The 21,936-nt window shown below is 42.4% G+C and carries 24 protein-coding genes, 1 tRNA gene and 1 pseudogene; 10 read left to right on the forward strand and 16 right to left on the reverse strand.

Going from position 1 to position 21,936, the window contains the following annotated elements; translation table 11 throughout:
- Positions 1-22: 22 nt before the first annotated feature.
- The 3 genes from EFA47_RS10545 to EFA47_RS10555 form a co-directional block, all read right to left on the reverse strand.
- Complete coding sequence (locus EFA47_RS10545) at positions 23-640, reverse strand: TetR/AcrR family transcriptional regulator (RefSeq protein WP_122643237.1); 618 nt, start codon at positions 638-640, stop codon at positions 23-25.
- A gap of 135 nt (positions 641-775) precedes the next feature.
- On the reverse strand, positions 776-1,048 hold the full coding sequence (locus tag EFA47_RS10550; protein ID WP_122643238.1) for a hypothetical protein: 273 nt from the start codon (positions 1,046-1,048) through the stop codon (positions 776-778).
- A 226-nt stretch (positions 1,049-1,274) separates the two neighbouring features.
- The gene (locus EFA47_RS10555) at positions 1,275-1,607 is read right to left on the reverse strand and encodes a winged helix-turn-helix transcriptional regulator (protein ID WP_122643239.1); all 333 of its coding nucleotides are present in this window, start codon (positions 1,605-1,607) and stop codon (positions 1,275-1,277) included.
- 198 nt (positions 1,608-1,805) lie between these two features.
- Between EFA47_RS10555 and acgA the strand changes: the two genes are divergently transcribed.
- From acgA to EFA47_RS10595, 8 genes are all read left to right on the forward strand, one after another.
- The gene (gene acgA / locus EFA47_RS10560; protein WP_122643240.1) at positions 1,806-2,000 is read left to right on the forward strand and encodes an ACGX-repeat peptide; all 195 of its coding nucleotides are present in this window, start codon (positions 1,806-1,808) and stop codon (positions 1,998-2,000) included.
- Between the two features lie 117 nt (positions 2,001-2,117).
- Entirely contained in the window at positions 2,118-3,167 is a 1,050-nt protein-coding gene (acgM, locus tag EFA47_RS10565) for a radical SAM/SPASM domain protein, ACGX system (RefSeq protein ID WP_122643241.1), read from the forward strand.
- A 2-nt stretch (positions 3,168-3,169) separates the two neighbouring features.
- Positions 3,170-3,748, forward strand: coding sequence for a nitroreductase family protein (locus EFA47_RS10570; RefSeq protein ID WP_122643242.1), 579 nt, complete (start codon positions 3,170-3,172; stop codon positions 3,746-3,748).
- A 9-nt stretch (positions 3,749-3,757) separates the two neighbouring features.
- Complete coding sequence (locus tag EFA47_RS10575; RefSeq protein WP_122643243.1) at positions 3,758-4,369, forward strand: 4Fe-4S binding protein; 612 nt, start codon at positions 3,758-3,760, stop codon at positions 4,367-4,369.
- A 155-nt stretch (positions 4,370-4,524) separates the two neighbouring features.
- The gene (locus tag EFA47_RS10580; protein ID WP_122643244.1) at positions 4,525-5,397 is read left to right on the forward strand and encodes an SIR2 family NAD-dependent protein deacylase; all 873 of its coding nucleotides are present in this window, start codon (positions 4,525-4,527) and stop codon (positions 5,395-5,397) included.
- 2 nt (positions 5,398-5,399) lie between these two features.
- Positions 5,400-6,176: a protein-ADP-ribose hydrolase gene (locus tag EFA47_RS10585; protein WP_122643245.1), complete on the forward strand. Its 777-nt coding sequence runs from the start codon at positions 5,400-5,402 to the stop codon at positions 6,174-6,176.
- Between the two features lie 299 nt (positions 6,177-6,475).
- Positions 6,476-6,919 carry a GNAT family N-acetyltransferase gene (locus tag EFA47_RS10590; protein ID WP_122643246.1) on the forward strand — a complete coding sequence of 148 codons (444 nt, stop codon included), beginning with the start codon at positions 6,476-6,478 and terminating at the stop codon, positions 6,917-6,919.
- A gap of 109 nt (positions 6,920-7,028) precedes the next feature.
- The gene (locus tag EFA47_RS10595) at positions 7,029-8,333 is read left to right on the forward strand and encodes a YARHG domain-containing protein (protein ID WP_122643247.1); all 1,305 of its coding nucleotides are present in this window, start codon (positions 7,029-7,031) and stop codon (positions 8,331-8,333) included.
- A 161-nt stretch (positions 8,334-8,494) separates the two neighbouring features.
- Here EFA47_RS10595 and EFA47_RS10600 read toward each other — a convergent pair whose 3' ends face one another.
- Positions 8,495-9,193 carry a TraX family protein gene (locus EFA47_RS10600; RefSeq protein WP_235853248.1) on the reverse strand — a complete coding sequence of 233 codons (699 nt, stop codon included), beginning with the start codon at positions 9,191-9,193 and terminating at the stop codon, positions 8,495-8,497.
- 272 nt (positions 9,194-9,465) lie between these two features.
- Here EFA47_RS10600 and EFA47_RS10605 point away from each other — a divergent pair.
- Positions 9,466-9,536, forward strand: a tRNA-Gly gene (locus EFA47_RS10605).
- Positions 9,537-9,720: 184 nt separating this feature from the next.
- Here the strand turns inward: EFA47_RS10605 and EFA47_RS20585 are convergent.
- The 3 genes and pseudogenes from EFA47_RS20585 to EFA47_RS10625 form a co-directional block, all read right to left on the reverse strand.
- Positions 9,721-9,822, reverse strand: a pseudogene (locus tag EFA47_RS20585) (4Fe-4S binding protein); the annotation flags it as partial.
- A 157-nt stretch (positions 9,823-9,979) separates the two neighbouring features.
- Complete coding sequence (locus EFA47_RS10620) at positions 9,980-10,558, reverse strand: sugar O-acetyltransferase (RefSeq protein ID WP_122643249.1); 579 nt, start codon at positions 10,556-10,558, stop codon at positions 9,980-9,982.
- Positions 10,559-10,905: 347 nt separating this feature from the next.
- Positions 10,906-12,078: an iron-containing alcohol dehydrogenase gene (locus EFA47_RS10625; protein WP_122643250.1), complete on the reverse strand. Its 1,173-nt coding sequence runs from the start codon at positions 12,076-12,078 to the stop codon at positions 10,906-10,908.
- Between the two features lie 169 nt (positions 12,079-12,247).
- On the opposite strand from EFA47_RS10625, the gene EFA47_RS10630 reads away from it, so the two are divergent.
- On the forward strand, positions 12,248-13,150 hold the full coding sequence (locus EFA47_RS10630) for a LysR family transcriptional regulator (protein WP_122643251.1): 903 nt from the start codon (positions 12,248-12,250) through the stop codon (positions 13,148-13,150).
- A gap of 172 nt (positions 13,151-13,322) precedes the next feature.
- Here the strand turns inward: EFA47_RS10630 and EFA47_RS10635 are convergent, their stop codons facing one another.
- The 9 genes from EFA47_RS10635 to EFA47_RS10675 form a co-directional block, all read right to left on the reverse strand.
- Positions 13,323-13,976 carry a cupin domain-containing protein gene (locus EFA47_RS10635; RefSeq protein ID WP_122643252.1) on the reverse strand — a complete coding sequence of 218 codons (654 nt, stop codon included), beginning with the start codon at positions 13,974-13,976 and terminating at the stop codon, positions 13,323-13,325.
- 81 nt (positions 13,977-14,057) lie between these two features.
- Complete coding sequence (locus tag EFA47_RS10640; protein ID WP_122643253.1) at positions 14,058-14,921, reverse strand: EamA family transporter; 864 nt, start codon at positions 14,919-14,921, stop codon at positions 14,058-14,060.
- Positions 14,922-14,939: 18 nt separating this feature from the next.
- Positions 14,940-15,638 carry a response regulator transcription factor gene (locus EFA47_RS10645; protein ID WP_122643254.1) on the reverse strand — a complete coding sequence of 233 codons (699 nt, stop codon included), beginning with the start codon at positions 15,636-15,638 and terminating at the stop codon, positions 14,940-14,942.
- 5 nt (positions 15,639-15,643) lie between these two features.
- Entirely contained in the window at positions 15,644-17,062 is a 1,419-nt protein-coding gene (locus EFA47_RS10650) for a HAMP domain-containing sensor histidine kinase (protein WP_122643255.1), read from the reverse strand.
- Between the two features lie 47 nt (positions 17,063-17,109).
- Positions 17,110-17,655 carry a phosphatase PAP2 family protein gene (locus EFA47_RS10655; RefSeq protein ID WP_122643256.1) on the reverse strand — a complete coding sequence of 182 codons (546 nt, stop codon included), beginning with the start codon at positions 17,653-17,655 and terminating at the stop codon, positions 17,110-17,112.
- Positions 17,643-19,985 carry an HAD-IC family P-type ATPase gene (locus EFA47_RS10660; protein ID WP_122643257.1) on the reverse strand — a complete coding sequence of 781 codons (2,343 nt, stop codon included), beginning with the start codon at positions 19,983-19,985 and terminating at the stop codon, positions 17,643-17,645. Before EFA47_RS10660 ends, EFA47_RS10655 begins: the two co-directional genes overlap by 13 nt.
- A 174-nt stretch (positions 19,986-20,159) precedes the next feature.
- Positions 20,160-20,522, reverse strand: coding sequence for an ArsR/SmtB family transcription factor (locus EFA47_RS10665; protein WP_122643258.1), 363 nt, complete (start codon positions 20,520-20,522; stop codon positions 20,160-20,162).
- Positions 20,522-21,178, reverse strand: a complete 657-nt coding sequence (locus EFA47_RS10670; RefSeq protein ID WP_122643259.1) for a nitroreductase family protein — start codon at positions 21,176-21,178, stop codon at positions 20,522-20,524. Before EFA47_RS10670 ends, EFA47_RS10665 begins: the two co-directional genes overlap by 1 nt.
- Positions 21,179-21,334: 156 nt before the next feature.
- On the reverse strand, positions 21,335-21,820 hold the full coding sequence (locus EFA47_RS10675; RefSeq protein WP_122643260.1) for a hypothetical protein: 486 nt from the start codon (positions 21,818-21,820) through the stop codon (positions 21,335-21,337).
- Positions 21,821-21,936: the final 116 nt, after the last annotated feature.

Raw genomic sequence — 21,936 nt, forward strand, 5'->3', positions numbered from 1 at the left:
CTCGCTGATAAAAAATTAAGGTTCATTTGAACCTTAACAGACCGCTCCAGCCGCTGTTGAAAAAGACCGCAAGCTCATTCACATATTCAATGGCGCACCCACGCGTCATATCGTGTGCAACAGTTTCAAAAACAGCGGTAAAATAGGCGCTTGTTATCATATGATGTAAATCATAGCTGACTGTGCCTTCCAATTTCCCAAGCTTCCGGAGATGCTGGTAATAATGTTCCGTCTGCATGACCTCAATTTCCACCAGCTCATGGATATAATTGGCATACCTGGTTCCCTCCGAGCAACAGACCACCAGCTTGAACGCATCAAAATTGTCATAAATATAGTTGATAAAATGGTTCAGATACTCTGTGGATAAATCCCGGCTCTGTGCAGTCCTATCCTCCGGAATTAGGTCATAGTGCGCCTTCTGCGCCGTTTTGAACTGCTCCACAAGGCCATCTGCGGCATCGGACACTAACGCTTCAAAAAGAGCCGCCTTATCCGGGTAATATCCATAAAATGCTCCTTGAGTAAAACCCGCCTCCTTGACAATCCCCCGGAGGGATGCATCCTTAAAACCCTTTGCCAGAAACTCTTTTTTTCCTACTTCAAGCATTTTTTTCTGGGTTTCGGTATATTCAGCCATGATTCACCATCCTTTCACACGCCGGAATATATCAATGATATATATCATTGATATATTCTAACTCAGACGAACTGCTTTGTCAAGACATTAATACAAAATTAACACTTCGGAGACAATAGCTCACCCTTCAAGCAATTAACCGGATATGCAAACACTGATGCGGGGATCCTTAAGGTGTTTTATCGCGCCCAATCCCAATTCATCTTTTTCTTCGGATGCTGCTCCCTCTGCCCGCCGGTTCTCTATTTCTGCCCGCCGGATACATTCTCGAATGGAGCGTTCCTCGCCGTACTCATTTAGCATAGAGGAAACTTTCCGCTTGCTTTCTGCCATAAACTGCGGATTATATTTTAGGCCGCAGGCTTTCTGAATCCGGGCAGCAGCATCCCACTCCTTATCGGGGCGCAACTTCCTCCTCCGTTGTAAAGTTCTATCGAGAATTGCTTGTTGGGAAGCGTCCCAAACCCTCTTGATTTTTCTCTCACTGCCTACAACACTGCACAAAACGATTTTGCCTAAGTTTCGAGAAAGATTTTTCAAAGGCTTTTTTTGTTGCCCACTACGGACAGAGATTAAAAATGCTAAACAAAAGCAGCAGTGATTTTGAGGTCACTGCTGCTTTTTGCGGTTAATCTTAGTTGACAATATGATTTTCTTTATAGTCCGTTCCCCATTCTTCCATAGCCTTTATGATAGGGCGCATAGATTCCCCCAAATCGCTTAATGCATATTCAACGCGGGGTGGTACTTCTGGATAGACTGTGCGGGTAATGATTCCATCTTCTTCCATAGAACGAAGGCTGTCAGTCAGCACCTTTTGGCTGATTCCCTCTAAATCCTTGCGTAATTCATTGAAACGCCATGACCGCTGTAATAGGTTTCGCATAATCAGTAATTTCCATTTGCTTCCGATTAGCTGAACAGTGGTTGCAACAGGGCAAGCAGGCATTTCTTTTTTTGTCAACATAGGCGTACTCCTTTCCAATAGTTCAAAGATGACTGCTACATTCAAATCATAGTATAAAGGCAGCTTTCCTGCAAGTATGGGTTACAAAAAAGTAACTATGTAATAAAAAGGTGCGTACTTTTTTCATGGATTGACGTGAGATACAATATAGTCAAGGAACAGGAAATGTTCCAAGAATAAAAAATGGAGGTAATCATTATGGCACTTTCTAATCTGTTTGGTTGGGCAAAGAAAAATGAGGAGGTCGCGGCATCTGCCTGTGGTTCTGCCTGCGGTGCTGGCGATAAGCCGGAAGAAAGGCCTGCCGCTTGCGGCTCTGCCTGTGGTGCTGGCGATAAGCCGGAAGAAAAGCCTGCCGCTTGCGGTTCTGCCTGCGGTGCTGGCGATAAATAAGCACTATATACCATTCGTTCCCGGTAAGCAAAGCTGTTTACCGGGAACCATTTCAAAATTATCCGGTTTTGCCGGTCTATATAGATATTTTCATGATTTCAAAGTGAGGAAAACGATATGAAAGAATATTTTGCGTTTCAGTGGCACATTACAGACGAGTGCGACCAACGCTGCAAACATTGTTACATTTTTTCGGAAGATAACTGTAAAAAACTGGACGCTATGAGTTGGGGGCAAATGCAGGAAACCTTTTATAACTGTCTTGATTTTTGTAAAGTGTATGACCGTCTGCCCTATTTTTACATTACAGGCGGCGATCCCATTTTACACCCGGATTTTTGGAAGCTGCTTGCCCTGTTAAAAGAACATAATATTCCGTTTACTATTTTGGGAAATCCGTTTCATTTAACAGATGAGGTTTGCCGGAAACTGAAAGAGTACGGCTGCCAGAAATATCAACTCTCTCTTGATGGAATGAGAGAAACCCATGACTGGTTTCGGAAACCCGGTTCTTTCGACTGTACCCTTGAAAAAATCAGTTGTATTAAAAATGCTGGTATCCGTTCTGTGGTTATGACAACGGTATCCGGCACAAATATCAAGGAGATTCCAGATATTATTGATACTGTTGTAAAGGCAGGCGTTGATGTATTCGCTTTTGCACGTTATTGTCCTACCAGCGACGAGAAAGATACTGGTATGACGCCGCAGGAATATCGGGAATTACTGGATACCTGTTATCAAAAATTTCAGCAATATGAATCAGCAGGCTGTACCACCTACTTCAACAAGAAAGACCATCTTTGGACGCTCTATGAGTATGAAAAGGGCATTTTCAAAATCCCAGAGGACGCACAGGACGGCGTGATTTATGGGGGTTGCAACTGTGGAAACTGTCACATGACAATTTTGCCTACCGGCGATATTTATGCTTGTCGCCGCGTCCAGAACAGCAAGGTCGGCAACGTGTTTACAGACCGGATTGCTGATGTGTGGATTTGCGGGATGGAGCAGTACCGGGATTACAGTAAATTTGAAAAATGTTCAAAATGTGAATTGCTATCTTATTGCCGGGGGTGTCCTGCGGTTGCCAGTGGGAAAGACGGTAACTTTTATGCGGCAGATCCCCAATGCTGGCACGAAGTGGGCAGAGACAAAGAGGTGTAGATATGGAATTTTTTGATTTGGTAAAGGTTCGCCGTTCTATTCGAAAATACCAGAACAGGCAGATTGAACGGGAGGATTTAGAGAAAATTATAGAAGCGGGGCTTTATGCTCCAAACGCCGGGGGCGGTCAACGGACAATCATTGCTGCCATTCACAACAAAGAACTGTGTGAAACAATCGGAAAATGCAATGCTGCAAAATTTGATAGAAGCAAATTAGCAGGCTCTTATGTATCAAAGGAACAACCCAGTTTAATCGACGACCCTGCGATAAAAAGCGGTTTCTATGGCGCACCTACTGTCTGTGCAGTTTTTGCTCCAAAAAATTTTTTATACAGTATTCCCGACGCTTTCTGCTGTGCGGAAAATATGGTGCTTGCTGCCGCGGAGTGCGGACTTGCGTCCTGTATTGTGGCACGAGGGGAGGAAACCTTTGAAAATGAATTCGGGACAGAACTCTTGAAAGAATGGAAAATTCCCGAAAACTATATTGCCCGTTGTTTCGTTCTGTTGGGTTACTGTGAGGGAAAATACCCCCATGGCAAACCGCGAAAAGAAAACCGCAGTTTGATTGTCGAATGAGGTGATTATATGGACGCACAAACTTGTTTAAAAAAACTGGAATATGTAGGTGTATTGAATTTTGCTACTGTGGGACTGGACAAAACGCCACAAATACGGTGTATTAGTGCCATTCACTATGAGCCGGAAAAACTCTATTTTTTTACTGCAAGAGGAAAGGATTTTTGCAGAGAACTTTTAGAGGACGGACAGGTACAAATTTTAGCTTATACCCGTTATAAAGAAATGATTCGTGTTTCTGCAAAGGCTTTTCCCGTAGCAGAAGCAGAACAGAAAAATTATATTGACCTTATCTTTCAAAAGCAGCCCTATCTTAAAAATGTATATCCGGGCAAGACACGAGAAATCGGGATTGTTTTTGCTATCCGAGATATGCAGATAGAATATTTCAATTTGGGTGTCAATCCAATTTTTCGGGAGCAATATCTTGTAGGGAATGGAGTGAGTAAACCAAAAGGCTATGAAATAACCAGCCATTGTATCGGCTGTGGAACCTGTGTAAAAGGTTGTCCCCAAGGATGTATTAAACCGGGAAACCCCTATTACATTACGCGGGAAAATTGTCTGCACTGTGGGAACTGTTTTGAACACTGCCCTGTAAAGGCGATTAGGCAGTTATAAAAAAGGGGAAAAGGCTTTATGGAATATAAAAAAATGAAAGATAACATCTATTTGCGTGTTGACAAAGGAGAAAATGTTACAGAAACAATCAAAGAGGTTTGCAAAAAGAAGTGTAGGAATTAAGGTGTGGAGATTACTTTAAGGGAGGTGCTTTTATGATATTTCAGAAACGGAAATGTTCTAAGGAAAATTTGTTAGAACTCTTAAAAAGAGAACTGGAAACTGCTGACGCTGTTTTAATCGGTGCTGGTGCAGGACTTTCTACTTCTGCTGGATTTGTTTATACCGGCGAGCGTTTTCATCAAAATTTCAGTGATTTTGAAGCGAAATACGATATTCACGATATGTACTCCGGTGGTTTTTATCCCTTTTCCAGCTTAGAGGAACACTGGGCGTACTGGAGCCGGTATATTTGGCTGAATCGCTACGAAAACGCTCCAAAGCCTGTGTATGAGTTGCTGTACCGCCTTGTATCTGAAAAAGATTACTTTGTAATTACGACCAATGTAGACCATTGTTTTCAGAAAGCGGGTTTTGATAAAAAACGGTTGTTTTATACACAGGGAGATTATGGTTTATTTCAGTGTTCCGAGCCTTGCCATAAACAGACCTACGAAAACCGGGAACTGATTGAGCGCATGGTAAACCAGCAAAAGGATATGCGGATTCCCTCTGCACTCATTCCCCAGTGTCCCAAATGCGGTAAGCCTATGACCATGAATTTGCGTTCGGATAGCCGTTTTGTGGAGGACGAGGGTTGGAAGAAGGCCGCCATCCGATATGAGGATTTTTTACGTCGTCACAAAAATCTGCATATCTTGTTTTTAGAAATCGGTGTCGGTTATAATACACCGGGCATTATCAAATATCCATTCTGGCAAATGACAGTCCAAAATCCAAATGCGATTTATGCCTGCTTAAACAATGGAGAAGCCGCCTGCCCCAAAGAGATTGAACAGCAGTCTATTTGTATCAACCGTGATGTTGGTACAGTTTTGGAAGAACTGTTTGTTAAGGAGGTGGCTTAGATATGAGCCAATTAAAGCAATTACTGAAACTAAACCAAATGCTGCTTTCTGAACAGCCGCAGTATGGAGAACAGGCGGCGGATTTTCCACTGGAACTGCAAGCACAATGGCATTTGTTTCGTTCCCTCGTGAATGTACGAGAGCCAAAACCAGTAGGCAGAGCGTTTCTGGAATTACAGGACAACTTGCTGAAAGAGATGATTGCAGAGAGAGGAATTGCAAAAATTAGTTCTCTGAATCTTTTGCAGGAAAATATCTATTTATGGCAGGGCGATATTACCACGCTGCAGGTTGACGGGATTGTAAACGCTGCTAACAGCGGCATGACAGGCTGCTATTGTCCCTGTCATGGCTGTATTGACAATGCCATTCATACTTTTGCCGGTGTGCAGCTTCGGCTGGAATGTGCCGCTATGATGAAAGAACAGGGTCATCCAGAACCAACAGGAGCGGCAAAAATCACAAAGGCATATAATTTGCCCTGTCATTCTATTTTGCATACGGTTGGCCCGACTGTGACGGGAAAGCTATCGGAAAAAGACTGTGCGTTATTAGCGTCCTGTTATCAATCTTGCCTTGAGCTGGCAGAACAAAATCACTTAAAATCGCTGGCTTTCTGCTGTATTTCAACAGGAGAATTTCATTTTCCAAATCAGAAAGCGGCTGAAATCGCAGTGAAAACAGTAAAGGAATTTTTATCAACGCATACCGAAATATCCATAGTGTTTACTGTCTTTCAGGACAAAGATTATGAAATTTATCGCAAGTTACTTTCCTGACCGAAATAGCAAAGCCAGCTTGGCTTACAGCAGCTAAGCCGGGAAATGGAGAAGCACAGCTATGAAAAACAGAGAGCCGCCCACTTTTGAAAGTGGTTCACTCTCTGCTTCTATTTGTAATCCTGTACAATACTTAAGCTGGGGTACAAATGTATACAAAGATTTTCGCTTTAGTTATGGCAGGAGGCATTATTTTCTCTTCTCTTATTGCCGAAATGATTTTAGAGACTATAAGAAATCTAATAAAGAAATTTACTATAATGCTATTTAAAACGGGGACTTAATAAGGAAAAGAAAATATGATTATATTTGAAGTTAAAGAAAATAAAAAGAAATATCTCCCTCTGCTCCTTCTCGCAGATGAGCAGGAAAGTATGATTGACCGATATCTAGGCCGCGGGAGAATGTACGCACTTAAAGACGGCCATGTAAAAGCCATCTGTGTGGTGACAGATGAGGGAAACGGCGTATTGGAGCTGAAAAACCTCGCCACCGAAACCTGCAGCCAGTGTAAAGGCTATGGACGGAAATTAATTGAATTTATTGTACAGACATACCAAAAGCAATACAGCACCCTGCAGGTTGGGACAGGGGACAGTCCAGCCACAGTGCCTTTCTATGAAAAATGTGGGTTTAAAAAATCACATGTCCTCAAAAACTTTTTTAAAGACTATTATGACCATCCTATCTATGAGGATGACATGCAGCTTGTGGACATGGTTTATCTATGCAGGAAACTATAAGTAAAGGCCATTGCGGGCCAGCCTAAAATCACTATATTACACTTATTGGACTGCTAATGTCCAATAAGGCATCTAAAAATAACAGAATACCAGAAAGGGCAAAGCACAAATGATTATGAAAAATGATACTGACCAAATCCACCAGACAGACAATGGCATCACTCCTGCCAAAAGTACAGCATGGGTGAAAGCAGCAGCCGGGATTGCAGCCTTTGCAGTGTTTGTGGCGGGCATAGCTGCTGGGATAAAACTGACATACCATCCCCGCAGTAAACCTGATATAGATACTGCAGCCATTGAAGAAACAGTGGATTGGAAGGAGTATATAGGCCCATGGTGTGATAAGGGGAACGAAAACAATACTGAAAGTCCAAGGGAATTATATCAGATTCACTTGAAATCTGTAGATGAAGAAAGCCAGACAGTCGTCCTGGACGCCTCTTGCTTTGTAGGAAAACGTGTCTCTGTGGAAGATAACCTAGAAGGGACTATTCAAAATAACCGGATCGAGATTGGATTCTATGACTTTTATGGAAACCGGATCGAAGGAGATATTACAGCAAATAGTGACCGTCTTTCTGTAGTACTAGAAGAGATTCCAGAAAAAGCACAGAAGTCTGATAGGACTCCCGGGACTATTGATATGCCCTTGGAGATGAACTGCATAATGGTAAGGGATGGCTGCGCAGATACAAGGGACAGGGACCGAAGTCCATGGGATACAACTTTTGTCCCTGCGCAGTCCATTCAGGAAAACAAGAAAACAGCCTCCAGTCTGGTTGCTAAATACAGTTCAGATTATGTTTTCCCGGACAGTGACAAGCAGTATCTTGACTTAAATTATCTTCGTCATTGTTCAGCCAGATACCTAGTATTTGGGCGCAATGAAATTTTTGCCAGGCATGGCAGACAATTTACAGACCAGGAAATCCAGGATTTCTTTAAATTCAGGGGAAGGAATTGGTATCAGCCTATATTATCCCCCGAAGAATTTGAACAGTCAGTTGAACTAAATGAATATGAGAAGAAGAACATAGATCTCATATTGCAGGCAGAGGCAGAACTGTCTGCGGGAGAATCAAATGGAAGCGGATTTGTTGGGGTCACGGACTCCTATCAGTTTGGTTCGGCTCCTATACACCGCATACTAATCAAAGAAATATACACAGACCACGTAGTAGCCGATATACAGGTAGTGGGCCCTGAAATCAAATTGGAATATACCGGCATTATCTTTGAAATTATAAATGATACAACCATCCTGGGGAAGGCAGGCAGTGACACAACAATTCAAATTACCTGGCCCCAGATCCCTGACGGGACTATAACAGCCAGCAGTCCAGATAATCCCCAGTTCCAGGAAATATTAAACCATACATATGTGGGAAAAATCCCAAATTACTTCAGTAATTAAAACTATATGCTTTCTTTTTATCTCTTTAACACCATCTGCCTGGACATATTGAAAGTCCCCTGCTGCCTGCACGTCAAATCAGGATATCTCTGTTCATATGCGTAAGTCCTGATAATAGTATAAAATCCTGCGGGCAGTTTGCCTGACAGGAATGTTTTATACTATATAAATAACTGCAATAAATAAATGGCCAATAAATGTGCCGGATAATAGATATAGAAAAACCATTTTGAAATCTTCAGGTTGGACTTTGTGTGTATATAGATAAATGGCAATGCCAACAAAGCAAAAATTTCAAACCCAATTGCGTGGCCTCCTATTTTAAGGGCAAGAGGATCTTCCATATATCCATTCAGCGCGGGCAGGTAGCTAATTATGTAAATAATTGCTCCCAGCCAGGGTTTGTTCCTGCACAGGTAGAAAATCAGCATCAGAATCAGCCCTGTCATAGAATAGTCAAAATTAACAACACCCAATAAAATCAAGCAGCCTATAAACAACCACCATTTCTTCTCTTTAAATCCCCATGTGGCCAATAGGCTGACGACCAGGGTGAAAAAGATATTTAGATTAAAAATATTCCCCATAATATCGTCTGAATTAAAGGCTAAAATCCAGAAAGGCTGTGAAATAAGCGCAAAGGCAGCAAGCCGAACCATATATTTCTTAATATCATGGGTATATAACATCCCCACTGTCAAGCAATAGCAAAAAAGAGGAAAGGCGATTCTTCCTACCCACCTAAAAATCGGGTATTCAGGAAAAAATACACTTCCAATATGGTCTATGGTCATAGATATAATGGCTATCAATTTGATAAAATTTGTGTCCAGATTTGTCTTTAGCTGCTGTTCCTGCATAATAAAATCCCCCTGCATAACTTTTTACCTAATTCCAACCTCTTGTGGGTATATTTTTTTATACATCCCATATGGACAGGCTGGCTCTGGGATGTGTTTGATATATCCCTGGGTATAGTATCATTTACGGCATAGGATTTCAAGAAATATTTCCTAACTTAACCATATCTATATAGCTCAATATAAATTGACAAGGCATATGTCATTTTCCCGTTAAATAAATAATATTTATACTTGATTTTAAATCCAAATAGTACTATAATATAATTCATGCAGATATAGTTCATTGGTAGAATGCCAGCTTCCCAAGCTGGAGAGGCGGGTTCGATTCCCGTTATCTGCTTCAAAAGGCTGACAATTATGTCAGCCTTTTTTAGTACTGCTTTAAAGTATGAGACAAAATCTGCCCCTAAAATATATTTGCCATATCCGGGCGGCCCCCTATTCAGCCTCTTCCCCGCAGTACTGTTCTTTTATCGCATCAATCAACGAGAGCACCCTCTCATCTGCAATCCAATAGACCACATTCATCCCCTGTTTTTTTGAATCCAGAATCCCTGGGTCATTGTTCCCATTGGGCAGTACACACACCATGACCTGGACCGGAAAAGAACCATAGTCAGGAATCCATATCGGAACCAACGGCTGGGCAAGAATTAGGAAGGCGGTGTGTTACGTGAAAGTTAGTCTCCCACCCAGCAGCCGTCCCCTCCCACAGTAGCGGTTACAGTAAGCTTTGCCCCCTCCAAGCAGGGCATGGCCCCTTTCTATTTATCTGCTTGTCAACTAATACTTCCTCACGTCTCTATTTTTTATGATTTTTGCAGGAACACCTGCCACAACCGCATTTTCAGGTACGTCCTTTGTTACCACTGCCCCGGCTCCAACAATAGCCCCATGGCCGATAGTTACCCCTGGCAAAATAATTGCGCCTGAACCAATCCACACATTTTCCCCAATATAAACAGGAGAAGGATGAAGATTACTTCGATTTGATGGATTCATGCCATGATTTAAAGTCGCGATTACTACATTATGTCCGATCAGTGTTCCATCACCAATAGTAATACCTCCCTGGTCCTGGAACTTACATCCCATATTTATAAATACATTCTTACCAACCGTAATATTCCTTCCACAATCCGTATAAAAGGGAGGAAACAGACAAAAACTACTATCCACCTCTTTTCCAATCAGTTTTGAAAAGAGTTTTCTCAATTCATGGGGTTTATGATATGTGCCATTTATTTCTGCTGTTAACTTCAATGCATCCTGAGAAGCTTCATGCATAAATTGGTGTACTTCACTGCCTCCTATCACTGTTTTTTTGCTGTTAAGATAATCCAGAAAAATTTTTTCATCCATCTTTCAACCTCTCTCCTTACCCATTTCTATTTTTAGCCTGCAGGCGCTGCCCGCTGGCACTGTATTGGATAACTATATGGTAACACTCGTTTATAAGCATAGCAAATATTTATATTTTATTGATTTCTATAATTATTTTCTATATATTTTATTACTAGTACAGCAACTATAAATTTACTACCTGTACGAAAAAAAGACAGTGAAGCCGCTTATGACCCGCTGCGGCTTCTACTGTCTGTATGCAGTCTCACTGCGCTATATACTGCTATTATAAATTTGCGATACTAAATATATTCCATGTTTTTATTCAGTCAAGGAAATGAAAAAGCTGGTACCGGGTGAATGAATTACATACTTTCCTTAAAAATTTCCAATATCTCATCTTCCGTCAGTACTTTATACCCGCCCTCCATAATTAATGTGGATTTCACAAGGCCTTCCAGCATATTTTCTGTCACTCCCAGTTCTTTGATGTTCATTACAACACCAATTTCCTTCATCCAGGCTTCCATGGCATTTAATCCCTCTGCTGCTATTTCCTCACTGCTCTTTCCGTCTGGATTGACATTCCATACGTTTTCCGCAAATCTTTTAAACTTAGCAAGTCCGTATGGCATGATGTGGCGGTAATATGGCAGCGACACAGCTGCAAGTGTCATCCCATGTGCTGCATCCGTATGGGCGCCTACTGCCTGGCCGAGCATATGAACCATCCAGTCTGCTGACTTTCCCATGGCTACCAATGTATTTAATGCCCATGTAGCTGTCCACATAATATTACTTCTTGCCTCATAGTTTTTCGGATCTTGAATGGCAATCCTGGAACTGTGGATCAGAGAACGCATCAGGCCTTCCATAATATAATCTGAAGTGTTGTCATCCTCCCCTGAGAAATACTGCTCTGTAATATGGTTCATAATATCATAGAATCCAGATACCATCTGGTATTTTGGCAATGTAAATGTAAATGTGGGATCCAGGATTGAGAATTTCGGGAATACATTATCTCCAAAAATATGTCCAATCTTCAGTTTGCTCCCATGATTTGTAATCACTGAACCCCCGTTCATTTCAGATCCGGTTCCCACCATTGTCAGCACACAGCCTACTGGAATGATCTTTGTATCAGAGTCTACATCTTCGAATTTTAAATAATACTTCTCCCATGGATCCCCCTTGCAGTGGGCTGAGACTGATACTGCCTTTGCATAATCACAGCAGGAACCGCCGCCTACTGCCAGAATCAAATCTGCATTTCCTTCTCTTGCAAGCTTTGCGCCCTCATACAATTTTTCCACAGTGGGGTTTGGCATAACCCCGCCGTCTTCAATGATTTCTTTTCCGTTTGCCTTTAAAATCTCTACAACCTTATCATAGATACCATTTTTTTTGATAGAACCGCCGCCATATACAAGCTGTACATTCCTCCCATATTTTGGCAGCTCCTGGTTTAAATACTCTAAAGAATTTTCTCCAAAATATAGTTTCGTTGGATTTGAAAATACAATATTCCCTAACATAATCTGACTTCTCCTTTTCTGGTGGTTTTTACATCTTTTTTATATTATAAAATCAGTCAATATAAATAGCAAATACCTATTTTCAATTGAAATGGATAGTTGAAACTTATGAAAAAATCATGGTAGAATACTCTTATACAAAAACATTTGCAGATATTAGGAGGAAGTTATGGAACTACGTGTATTACAATATTTTCTTGCAGTCGCAAGAGAGCAGAGTATCGTCAGGGCCGCAAAATCTCTGAACTTGTCTCAGCCAACTCTATCTACGCAAATTAAACATATGGAAGAGGAGCTTGGAAAGCAGCTTTTAGTCCGGGGATCCAAAGGTACCCGGAAAGTCACCCTTACGGATGAGGGTATGATTCTTAGGAAGCGGGCAGAAGAGATTTTAGATTTAGTTAAAAAAGCAGAAAGTGAAATTGCTTTATCAGACAACGTTATTATCGGTGACGTTTATATTGGCGCGGGAGAGACTGATGGAGTCCGCCTGTTGGCCAGAACTGCCGCCAGGCTCCGTGAAGATTATCCAGGTATTCATTACCGGATTTCCAGCGGGAATGCCTCCTTTGTCACAGAGCGCCTGGATAAAGGCCTCATTGATTTTGGCATTGTGTTTGGAACGCCGGACTTAAAGAAATACGAGGCATTGAAGCTCCCCATCAATGACGTATGGGGTGTTTTGATGACCAAAGATGCGCCATTAGCTCAAAAAAAATACATCACACCTGAAGATCTCTCTGATAAACCCCTTCTTATTTCCCAGGAACAGTCTGACGGCGGGGAGGTAATGCAGTGGATGCACTGCGGACGTTCTTCTTTAAACATCGTTGCCTCCTATAATCTTTTGTTCAATGCATCTCTTCTAGTGGAAGAAGGACTTGGATATGCTGTCTGTTTTGATAGAATCATCAATACTTCCGGTAACAGCAGGCTTTGCTTCCGTCCCCTTTCCCCCCGGCTCGAGGTGCCTATGAATGTTATCTGGAAAAAATACCAGGTTTTCTCAAAGCCTGCAGAGAAATTTCTCCAGACACTCCGGGAAAGCCTGGCGGAGCAAATATGTATATAATCAAAGTTATTATCCGCCGCTGTACAGGTAAGCACTGATATATTTCACAAAACATACCCAAAGGGTACCCCTTAGCACGCGCCCAGAAAGACCGTGTATTATGGGGTACCCCTTAGAGATGCTTGATTGAACATTGACAGTCTGCTACATGTCCAGCGCCAGCTATTCCCACTTATTTTAAAGCAATGAGCAATGCCATTTTAAATTTTCCATCAGCCTTGACACTATGCAGTCCATTCTTGGCAAAATGAAAGCTTTCCCCCGCTTGAATCTCATGATCCGTTCCTTCATAGCCAATAACTGCTTTACCCTCTAGGGCAAATACAAGAGCATCCCCAGGCGCTCTGTGCGGTGAGAGTCCTGTCCCCTCGTCGAATGCCATGAGCACAAATTTCATTCCGTCATTGGACACTATATCCATGTTTACAATACTGCCATCTTCATATGGAAGTAATTCTCCTAATTTTAATACTTCTCCTGCTTTTACAACATGATTCATAATAATTTCCTTTCCCGGCATAATCTCCGTATAAACAAATCCTTGTGTTGTTGCCGCTCCACATAGTGTATCTTTTAATATTACGAGCATTTCCCCCTGTTTCATTTCAAGCTTTTTTTGATTTTCCCCAGTACCCGCCGTAAATATCCCTTGTCCGCCCATGCCAATATAGATGACTGGCCTTGCATAGGTTTCAGGTGTAATGTCTGTCTCCTTCCCCAAAGAAAAGTAGGTAATATCTGTCTCCCCCTGCATCTTAGACGGCGTAGAAATCGTCAGGCCATCTTTAGGTTTATGAGCCTCTGCAACTGAAAATACACGATTCATTCTTAACACCTCCTTTTACTATTATCATATTATAAACTATTTCTTATGCATTTCTGTTGTTTTTCAAACAAAATACATATATTATACTGCTGCCAATGCTACCGTACCCAATGTAAGCAGAAGAAGTCCGCACCCTTCTTTTTTTGTAAGTCTCTCCCCAAATACCATGTAGGAAAACCCCACTGTAACCAGAACACTCAGTTTGTCTATAGGCACAACCACACTGGCCGGCCCTTCCCTCAGGGCCCGGTAATAACAGAGCCAGGAGGCTCCTGTTGCGATTCCAGAACAACAAATAAACACGAATTCCTTCCTGGGAATCTCATGGATAGTTTTCGCCTTCCCACTCACAAAGACCATGAGCCACGCCATGGCCAGAACAACCGATGTACGGATGGCTGTCCCCAGGTTGGAATCCACCCCGGAGATCCCAACCTTGCCTAGAATAGCAGTAAGGCTGGCAAAAAGAGCAGAGCCAGACGCATACAAAAACCAGCTCTTCTTTTCATTTTCCGCAGGCACACTATCTTTTTTCTTTATCATAAGCAGAATGCCTGCTGTAATCATAAACACTGCAGCAGCCTTTTCTGCACTTAAACCCTCATGGAGGAAAATCAATGCCAGCAAAATAGTCAACACAGTGCTTGATTTATCCACCGGGACTACTTTGTTAATATCCCCCACCTGAAGCGCCCTAAAATAACAAAGCCAGGAGGCTCCTGTTGCAGCACCTGAAAGACATAAAAACAGCATGGTTTTCCCGTCAATCCCAGGAATACCATGCCATGAACCTGTCAGCAGCACAATCAGCCATGCAAAAATTAAGATTACCACGGTGCGGATAGCCGTGGCTACATTTGAATCTGCCTTTTTAATTCCACATTTAGCCAGGACAGACGTTACTCCGGCAAAAAAGGCGGACCCTGCCGCATAAAATATCCACATTCTTCATTCCCTCTTTTCCTACCCGTTCAAACGGTACCCTGCACCCCACACAGTTTCTATAATTTTCGGATTTCTGGCATCATCCTCTATCTTTTCTCTCAGCCTGTTGATATGGACAGAAACAGTGGCCGCGTCTGACACATAATCAAAACCCCATATTTTTTCGAACAATGCCTCCTTAGAAAATACAATATTCGGATTCTCCGCCAGAAAGCATAAAAGTTCAAACTCTCTGTTGGGAAGTTTCAGTTCCGTCTCTCCTTTCCAGGCCTTCCAGGTTTTCGGCTCGATGGTTACATCCTGAATACTAATTTTCTCTGTATTCTCAGCTTCCGCGCCGCGGTCTTTTGTGAGCCTGGCATAACGCTTTAAGTGGGAACGCACCCTCGCCACCAGCTGAGAGGGGTCGAAGGGTTTTGTGATATAATCATCTGCTCCAAGTCCCAGGCCCCGTATCACATCCACCGCTTCCGCCCTTGCAGTCACCATCAGTATAGGGATATCAATTTCATCCCTTATTTGACGGCAAATATCATAGCCGCTGCACCCGGGAAGCATAATATCCAGCAGGACCAAATCATACTTCTGCTCTCTTAGCTTGGGAATCACTGCATTTCCATCGGAAACCAGAGCTGTTTCATACCCATTACTCTCTAAATAATCACTCTCTAACTGTGCAATTTTTTCATCATCTTCCACAATCAAGATTTTCGACATAAGCCTTAATCCTCCTCTGCTGTTGGAAATGTAAGAGTCAATTTTAATCCACCGTCATTCTCTGCCTGGATACTGCCTCCATGGCGCTCCATGATATATTTTACCACATAGAGTCCTACACCGCTGCCTTTTTGATTTCTGGACTCATCACAGCGGTAAAACCGCTCAAATATTTTATCTATTTTCCCGTCCGGCACTCCCGGCCCATTATCTTTCCATTGAAACACTATATCTTTCCCTATCTGAGATATTTGAATCCAGATTTTTACCGGATGCGTCCCACTATACTTCATACTGTTCTCCAGCAAATTATCAAAAATCCTTCGGAATTGTTCCACATCCAATGAAATTTCCGGAACTCTATCTGCCCTCTGAAAAAAGAACTGTATTTTCTCCTCCTGCATCAGAGTTTCCTTTTGTGCAACATATGCATCGGTAAGCTCTGCCAAATCAACATTCACCATATGAAAGGGCATCTGCCCGCTCTCCAGTCTCGAAAAATCAAAAAGCTTCTGCAGCAGCCGGTTCATATCTTCCGTTGATTCATAGGCTGTCCTCAAATATAGGATCCTTTTTTCCTGGGAATTTGCCACACCGTCTAAAATCCCTTTGATGTACCCTTGTATGGAGGTCAGGGGGGTGCGCAGGTCATGGGAAATTCCTGTAACCATATCAATTCTGGCTTTTTCTGTTTTCATCCTCTGCTCTTGATCTTCTAAAATAGTTTTCTGCATAGAATTGAAAGTATGGCACAGATTTTCAAACTCTGCTTCCCCCTGGTACTGAATCTCCTGCCTCAGGTTCCCTGCCCGGATCCGTTCGGCGCCTTTCACAAGCTCCCCTAATGGTTCCATGACTACTTGGTTCATCCGCCTTGTAAAATAGGAAGAAAGAGCCAAAATAATAAGAATCACACCAACACTTATAGAAAACAATACAAGAAGAAGCGGGCGGTAAGCATGGAGCAAAGATTTCTGCAGCCAGTCTCCTTCTGCGAAATGAACCGCCAGAATGCACATATCCTGTTCCTGAATATACTTTACTACAACAGTGGAATTACGGTAATAGAAAATCTCTGCCTGATTTGGCTTAAGATATTCTGTATCCAGCGCACCTGCCAGCTCCCCAATCCTATCATCCGTACTTCCAGCTTTCACTTGTTCCTCCTGGATCAGAGCCGCTGCATACCCTACCCTTTCTACATTCTCTTGTAATCTCTCTATATCCTGTATTCCGGCTTCCTCAACAAGAGCAGCTACCTGCAGAATACCTCTGTCCAGTTTTGCCTGCTCCATGGTCCAAAACCGTCTTTCTATAGAGTCCTCAAACAAAATCAGCACCAGAAAGACTACCGCCAGAAGTGAAAGCAGTGATAAGAATATAATTGTCATATTGGAGCGGAACATCCGCTTTTTTAAGGACATCAGACTCCCCCGTTTCTATCGCCTTTACAAAATAGATCCTGTATATATCATACCGTTATTTTACTGTTTTTTCCACATTTACTTGCAAACTGTTTAAATCCCAGGTAAACTCCCCAGGCGCTGGCGCTTCCTATCACCATCCCTCCAAGAATGTCGGTAGGAAAGTGTACATACAGATACATTCTGGAAAATGCAATCATCCCTGCCAGAATAAAAGCCGCATAACGCCCCTTTTCTTTTCTTAACCACAGCATACATGCAGCTGCAAAAGATGCCCCTGTATGCCCTGAAGGAAAAGAATAATCTGTTGGGCGGGAAATCAGAAGCTGTACAGCAGGGTTTATATCACAAGGCCGTACCCTGGAGGCTACGGGTTTCAATATCCCATTGCAGAATACGACTTCTGCTGCCAGAGCTGCCAAAACCAGTATTCCCGTTTTTCTGTGTTTTTTACTGATTAGAAGCAGTATTCCTACAGCAATCCAGATCATGCCTCCGTTTCCTAAAGATGTGATGGATACCATGATTTGATCCATCCAGCCGCTCCTTATCTGCTGGATGGCATCTAAAATCTGTAACTCTAATCCTGCCATATTCCCACCTCCGCTGTGTGTCTTTTTTCCTTTTCCCTGCTGAATAGAAGCTTCATCCCACGCATAATACCAAGGAATCCCCATACCGCCGCCATAGCAGCCGCCAGGTCTATTCCCATTTCAGGCGTTATCCGGCTCATTTTAAAAAGTCCCGGCAGGATCAGAAGGGCGCTGAAAATCCCACCCGTCATAGTCACGCAGATAAAACTCCTGAGCAGATTGAAAGGAATACAGCTTTTGATTACTGCCGTAATAGAAATCAATATCAATGACAGATACATCAGCGTCTGGTTCTCGGAAATGCCAAAGGGTTCCAACAGGCTGAACAGGGCGATTACCGCTGTCACGGCCAGGCCAAAAGGTAAAGCCTTTGACAACGCTGTTTTCAAAAAGCTGCCTGACAATCTTCTTGTATCTGATTCTGCAATCGTGATAAAGGAAGGATACGCTTCAATAAATGCATCCACCAGTGTGATCTGAATGGGAATAAACGGAAACGGTATATTGCCAATAACACAGAATATAGATACTAGCAGAGAATATATCGTTTTTATGAAAAAAACTCCTGCTGTTCTTGTCACATTGTTGACTACCTTCCTGCCTTCCATCACCACCTCCGGCAAATGTGTAAAATCTGAATCCAGCAGAACAATCTGTGCAAGCTGTCTGCTGGCGTCACTCCCATCCGCCACAGCAATGGAACAATCCGCCTCCCGCAGGGCCAGCAGGTCATTCACGCCGTCTCCGGTCATTGCTACATGATGTCCCTGTCTCTGCAGCGCTCTTACCAGTTCTTGTTTCTGCTTTGGCGTTACCCTGGCAAAAACAGAGTATTTCTGACATATGGTATCATAATCCACTTTATCCTCATATCGGGATAAATCCACCGCATCTCTCCACTTTTTTAATCCTGCCCGTCTGGCAATCATAGAAACTGTTTTTACATGATCCCCGGAGATAACTTTTACTGACACATTCTGTTCCTTAAAAAATTCCAGGGTCTTTTTTGCATTTCTGCGTATCCGGTCTTCCAGTACTACGGAATAAAGGACTTGTATCCGGTCTGGAAGAGCCCCGTCATTTTCCCATATTTCCGGCGAGTATCCAATTGCTATCACGCGGCGCCCGTGCTCCAGCTCTTTCTCCAGATTCTCAGGCAGGGCGCCTATCAGCCTTTCCGGGGCGCCTACAAATATGGTCCCTGTATCTTCCAAACTTACACATCCCCATTTCCGTTTGGATGAAAACGGAATTTTATGCACGGGATGATAGAGAGGTTTTGGGGGGAATGCTGTCTTTAATGCTTCAAAAGTCGCATTATGGTCCTCACAGGCTTCCATATAAGCCTGGATCATACCTTCTATCTCTCCCTGAGGCAGCTCGGTCATCGGAACCTTTCTGCATACTTTAAGTTTTCCGTCCGTAATTGTGCCGGTTTTATCCAGGCATAAGGTGTCCACATGTGCCAGAGTCTCCAGAGAATAAATATTCTGCACTAAAATTTTCATTTTTGCCAGCCTGATCACCCCAGTTGCAAGAGATACAGAAATCAGCAGAACCAAACCTTTGGGGAGCATTCCCAACAGCGCCGCCGCAGAAGATACAACTGCCTCATCTATAGGCGTGTTCCTGAAAAAAAGTGCCTCCATGAAGAGTATCACTCCAAGCGGAATAATCAGAAAACTAGTAAGATTTGTAATCTTTCTCATAGATCCCAGAAGTTCTGACTGCACCTGCTTTTCTTTTTTCACTTCATTTACAAGCCCTGTGGTATAATTTTCGCTTCCTACATGGATCACTTCTGCATCTGCCCTGCCGGAAATCACAAAACTGCCGGAATAAAGCTTATCTCCGGTTTCTTTTATCACCCCGTCGCTTTCGCCTGTCAGCAGAGATTCATTCACTTCCAGGCTCCCTGAAAGAACCTCTGCATCATTGCAGATCTGGTTTCCACTTTTTAATACGAGAAGATCCCCTTTTACAATCTCCTCCCTTTCTATCTGCTGTTCCTTCCCGTCCCGCCGCACACAGACCATAGGCCGATTAAGGACAGATAATTCATCCACCAGCTTTTTCGCTTTCAGCTCTTGTGCTATTCCGATAAATATATTCAGAATAATGATGCCAATAAAAAGAAGATTCGAGTATGCACCTACAGCCAGCAGTAATCCGGCAATTATGAAATTTAATGCATTAAACAATGTCACCGTATTTTCCCGGACAATCTGTGCCCGGCTTTTTGTGATGCCTTCCCGCCGGCCTTCACTTTCGCCTCTATTTTGCCGTTCTATTACTTCACTGGCAGAAAGTCCTTTTAATTTCCCATCCATTATAAAAGCCTCCTATTACTTTTTGTATAATAAGAGGCTAACAAACACACCTAAAGATTCCGCTATAAATATTTAAATAATTTTTAAACAAATTAAAAAATACAAAACTTGGCACATTGATGAACACGAAAGGCCTAAGTAAACCTATAGATACATCATGAAAGGAACCCCTGACTATCCGTCTGTTTCCCCCGGCCTGTCAGGAAGTTCCCCGGCAATTCTCTTTGCCTCCTCCAACATATGAATCAATATATTAAATCCTTTCATATCTGCATCAAAATAATAAAAGTTTTTTGTCCCCTCTTTACGGACATTCAAAATCCCTGCGCTCTTTAAAATCTGGAGATGATGGGAAACTGCCGGACGTGACAAATGCGTCTTTACCGTGATATCTCCCACCCGTGCCCCATGGCACTCATCCATCTTCATCATTTCCAAAATTAAGTGCTGCCTGTTCTCATCTCCCAATGCAGTCAATATCTTCTGGCACTGTTTAAAGCTTTCAGCAAGCCGCTCTATTTCCTCCCTCTGGGACATTACATCACCTTCCTGCCTGTCACTGCTTCAAAATGATATTTTACAATCCCCAGGTCGGTCCTTGCATAAAATCCTGTGCCTTTTACCCTTGCCGCCACCTGTCCCCCCTCTTTTAAAGTAAAATAAAATTTTTGTTGATTTACAGCCGTAGGTGCAAGCAGAACTGCCTCCATCCCATCCGCAAACCAGTCCGGCATATTGTCCGCACAATTGCATACTTCATGCAAAGGCTTTACTTTATGCCCTGTTCCTGCATTTTCTCCATAGCCAAGTGCGATCAGACATGTCTGTTTCTCTCCTGTCTTAATTTGTGCCGCACTCTTCCCATGGGTCATGGCAACCCAACATGTATTTAACCCCATCTCCTGTGCCCCAAGAACAATCTTTTCTCCAAAATAGCCTGCTTTCTCCTCAAGGCCTGGACTTTTCTTCCCTACTAGTGCAATATAATTGCTCACCCCGGAGAACTTTCCATAATGTGCCATGATGCCATTAAAGCATTTTGGCTCATCGAACAAAATCTGGATATGAAGCCCGGATTCCTCGTTGCATGTTTTGACCAGCTTTTGCAGCTGGTCTCTTTTCTCCGCCTCTATTGTTCTTTTTTTGTACTGTCTTACGCTGTGACGTGATTTCATAATTTCCAATGTATTCATACTAGATTCTATTTTCCTTTCGTTTAAGTAATCAAACAAATCATATCATATTTTTGGCAGGAAAACGCATTGGTAAAGAAAATCGAGACGGACTGCAATTATAATTGGGAAAAATAGAATCTTATATCGAACCCGGTTTATATCTTTTATTACTGTTCAAATGGAGACTGCGATTGTCTGATAAAAGTCCATCCACAAACCAGCTACTAAAGGTTCTTTTTCCTTACAGATGGGAATCCTGTAAAATTTAGGATTATTGACACCCTCCTGCCGCAATGTCATTTCTGTCTTTTCATCTACAGTCACAATATAGTCTAATGAATTTAAAAAGATTTTTATATACAAGTATAAAAACTGCTTTATAAATCTAGGGAGATGTGCCGATGCCACATAATCTTCCAAGCTTTCTTTCACACACATCACACTGCTTCCCACTTTCATCCTCCTTAAAAATCTTGCCTCAACACAATAAAATGGTGCCATAGAATAATACTGATAGATAGAGATACTGTCCGTTTCTTTAAGGCTGCTCTTTATTTTACCTTTCATCCACTTTTTGATTAATTCCATTTGCTCTCTGTAATCATTCGATATACGGGTGCCCTTTTTCAAAGAAAGTGTGCGGATTCCTATTTCCAGCATATTACCATCTCCTATTCTTTTTATGTATTCTTATACGTTCTTCCTTCTCCACTTGACTGTATATGCCCATATAAATAGAGCAAATACATAAAGGATATAAAAGAATCCTGGCATGT

Source organism: Luxibacter massiliensis (genome assembly GCF_900604355.1).
Lineage (GTDB): Bacteria > Bacillota > Clostridia > Lachnospirales > Lachnospiraceae > Luxibacter > Luxibacter massiliensis.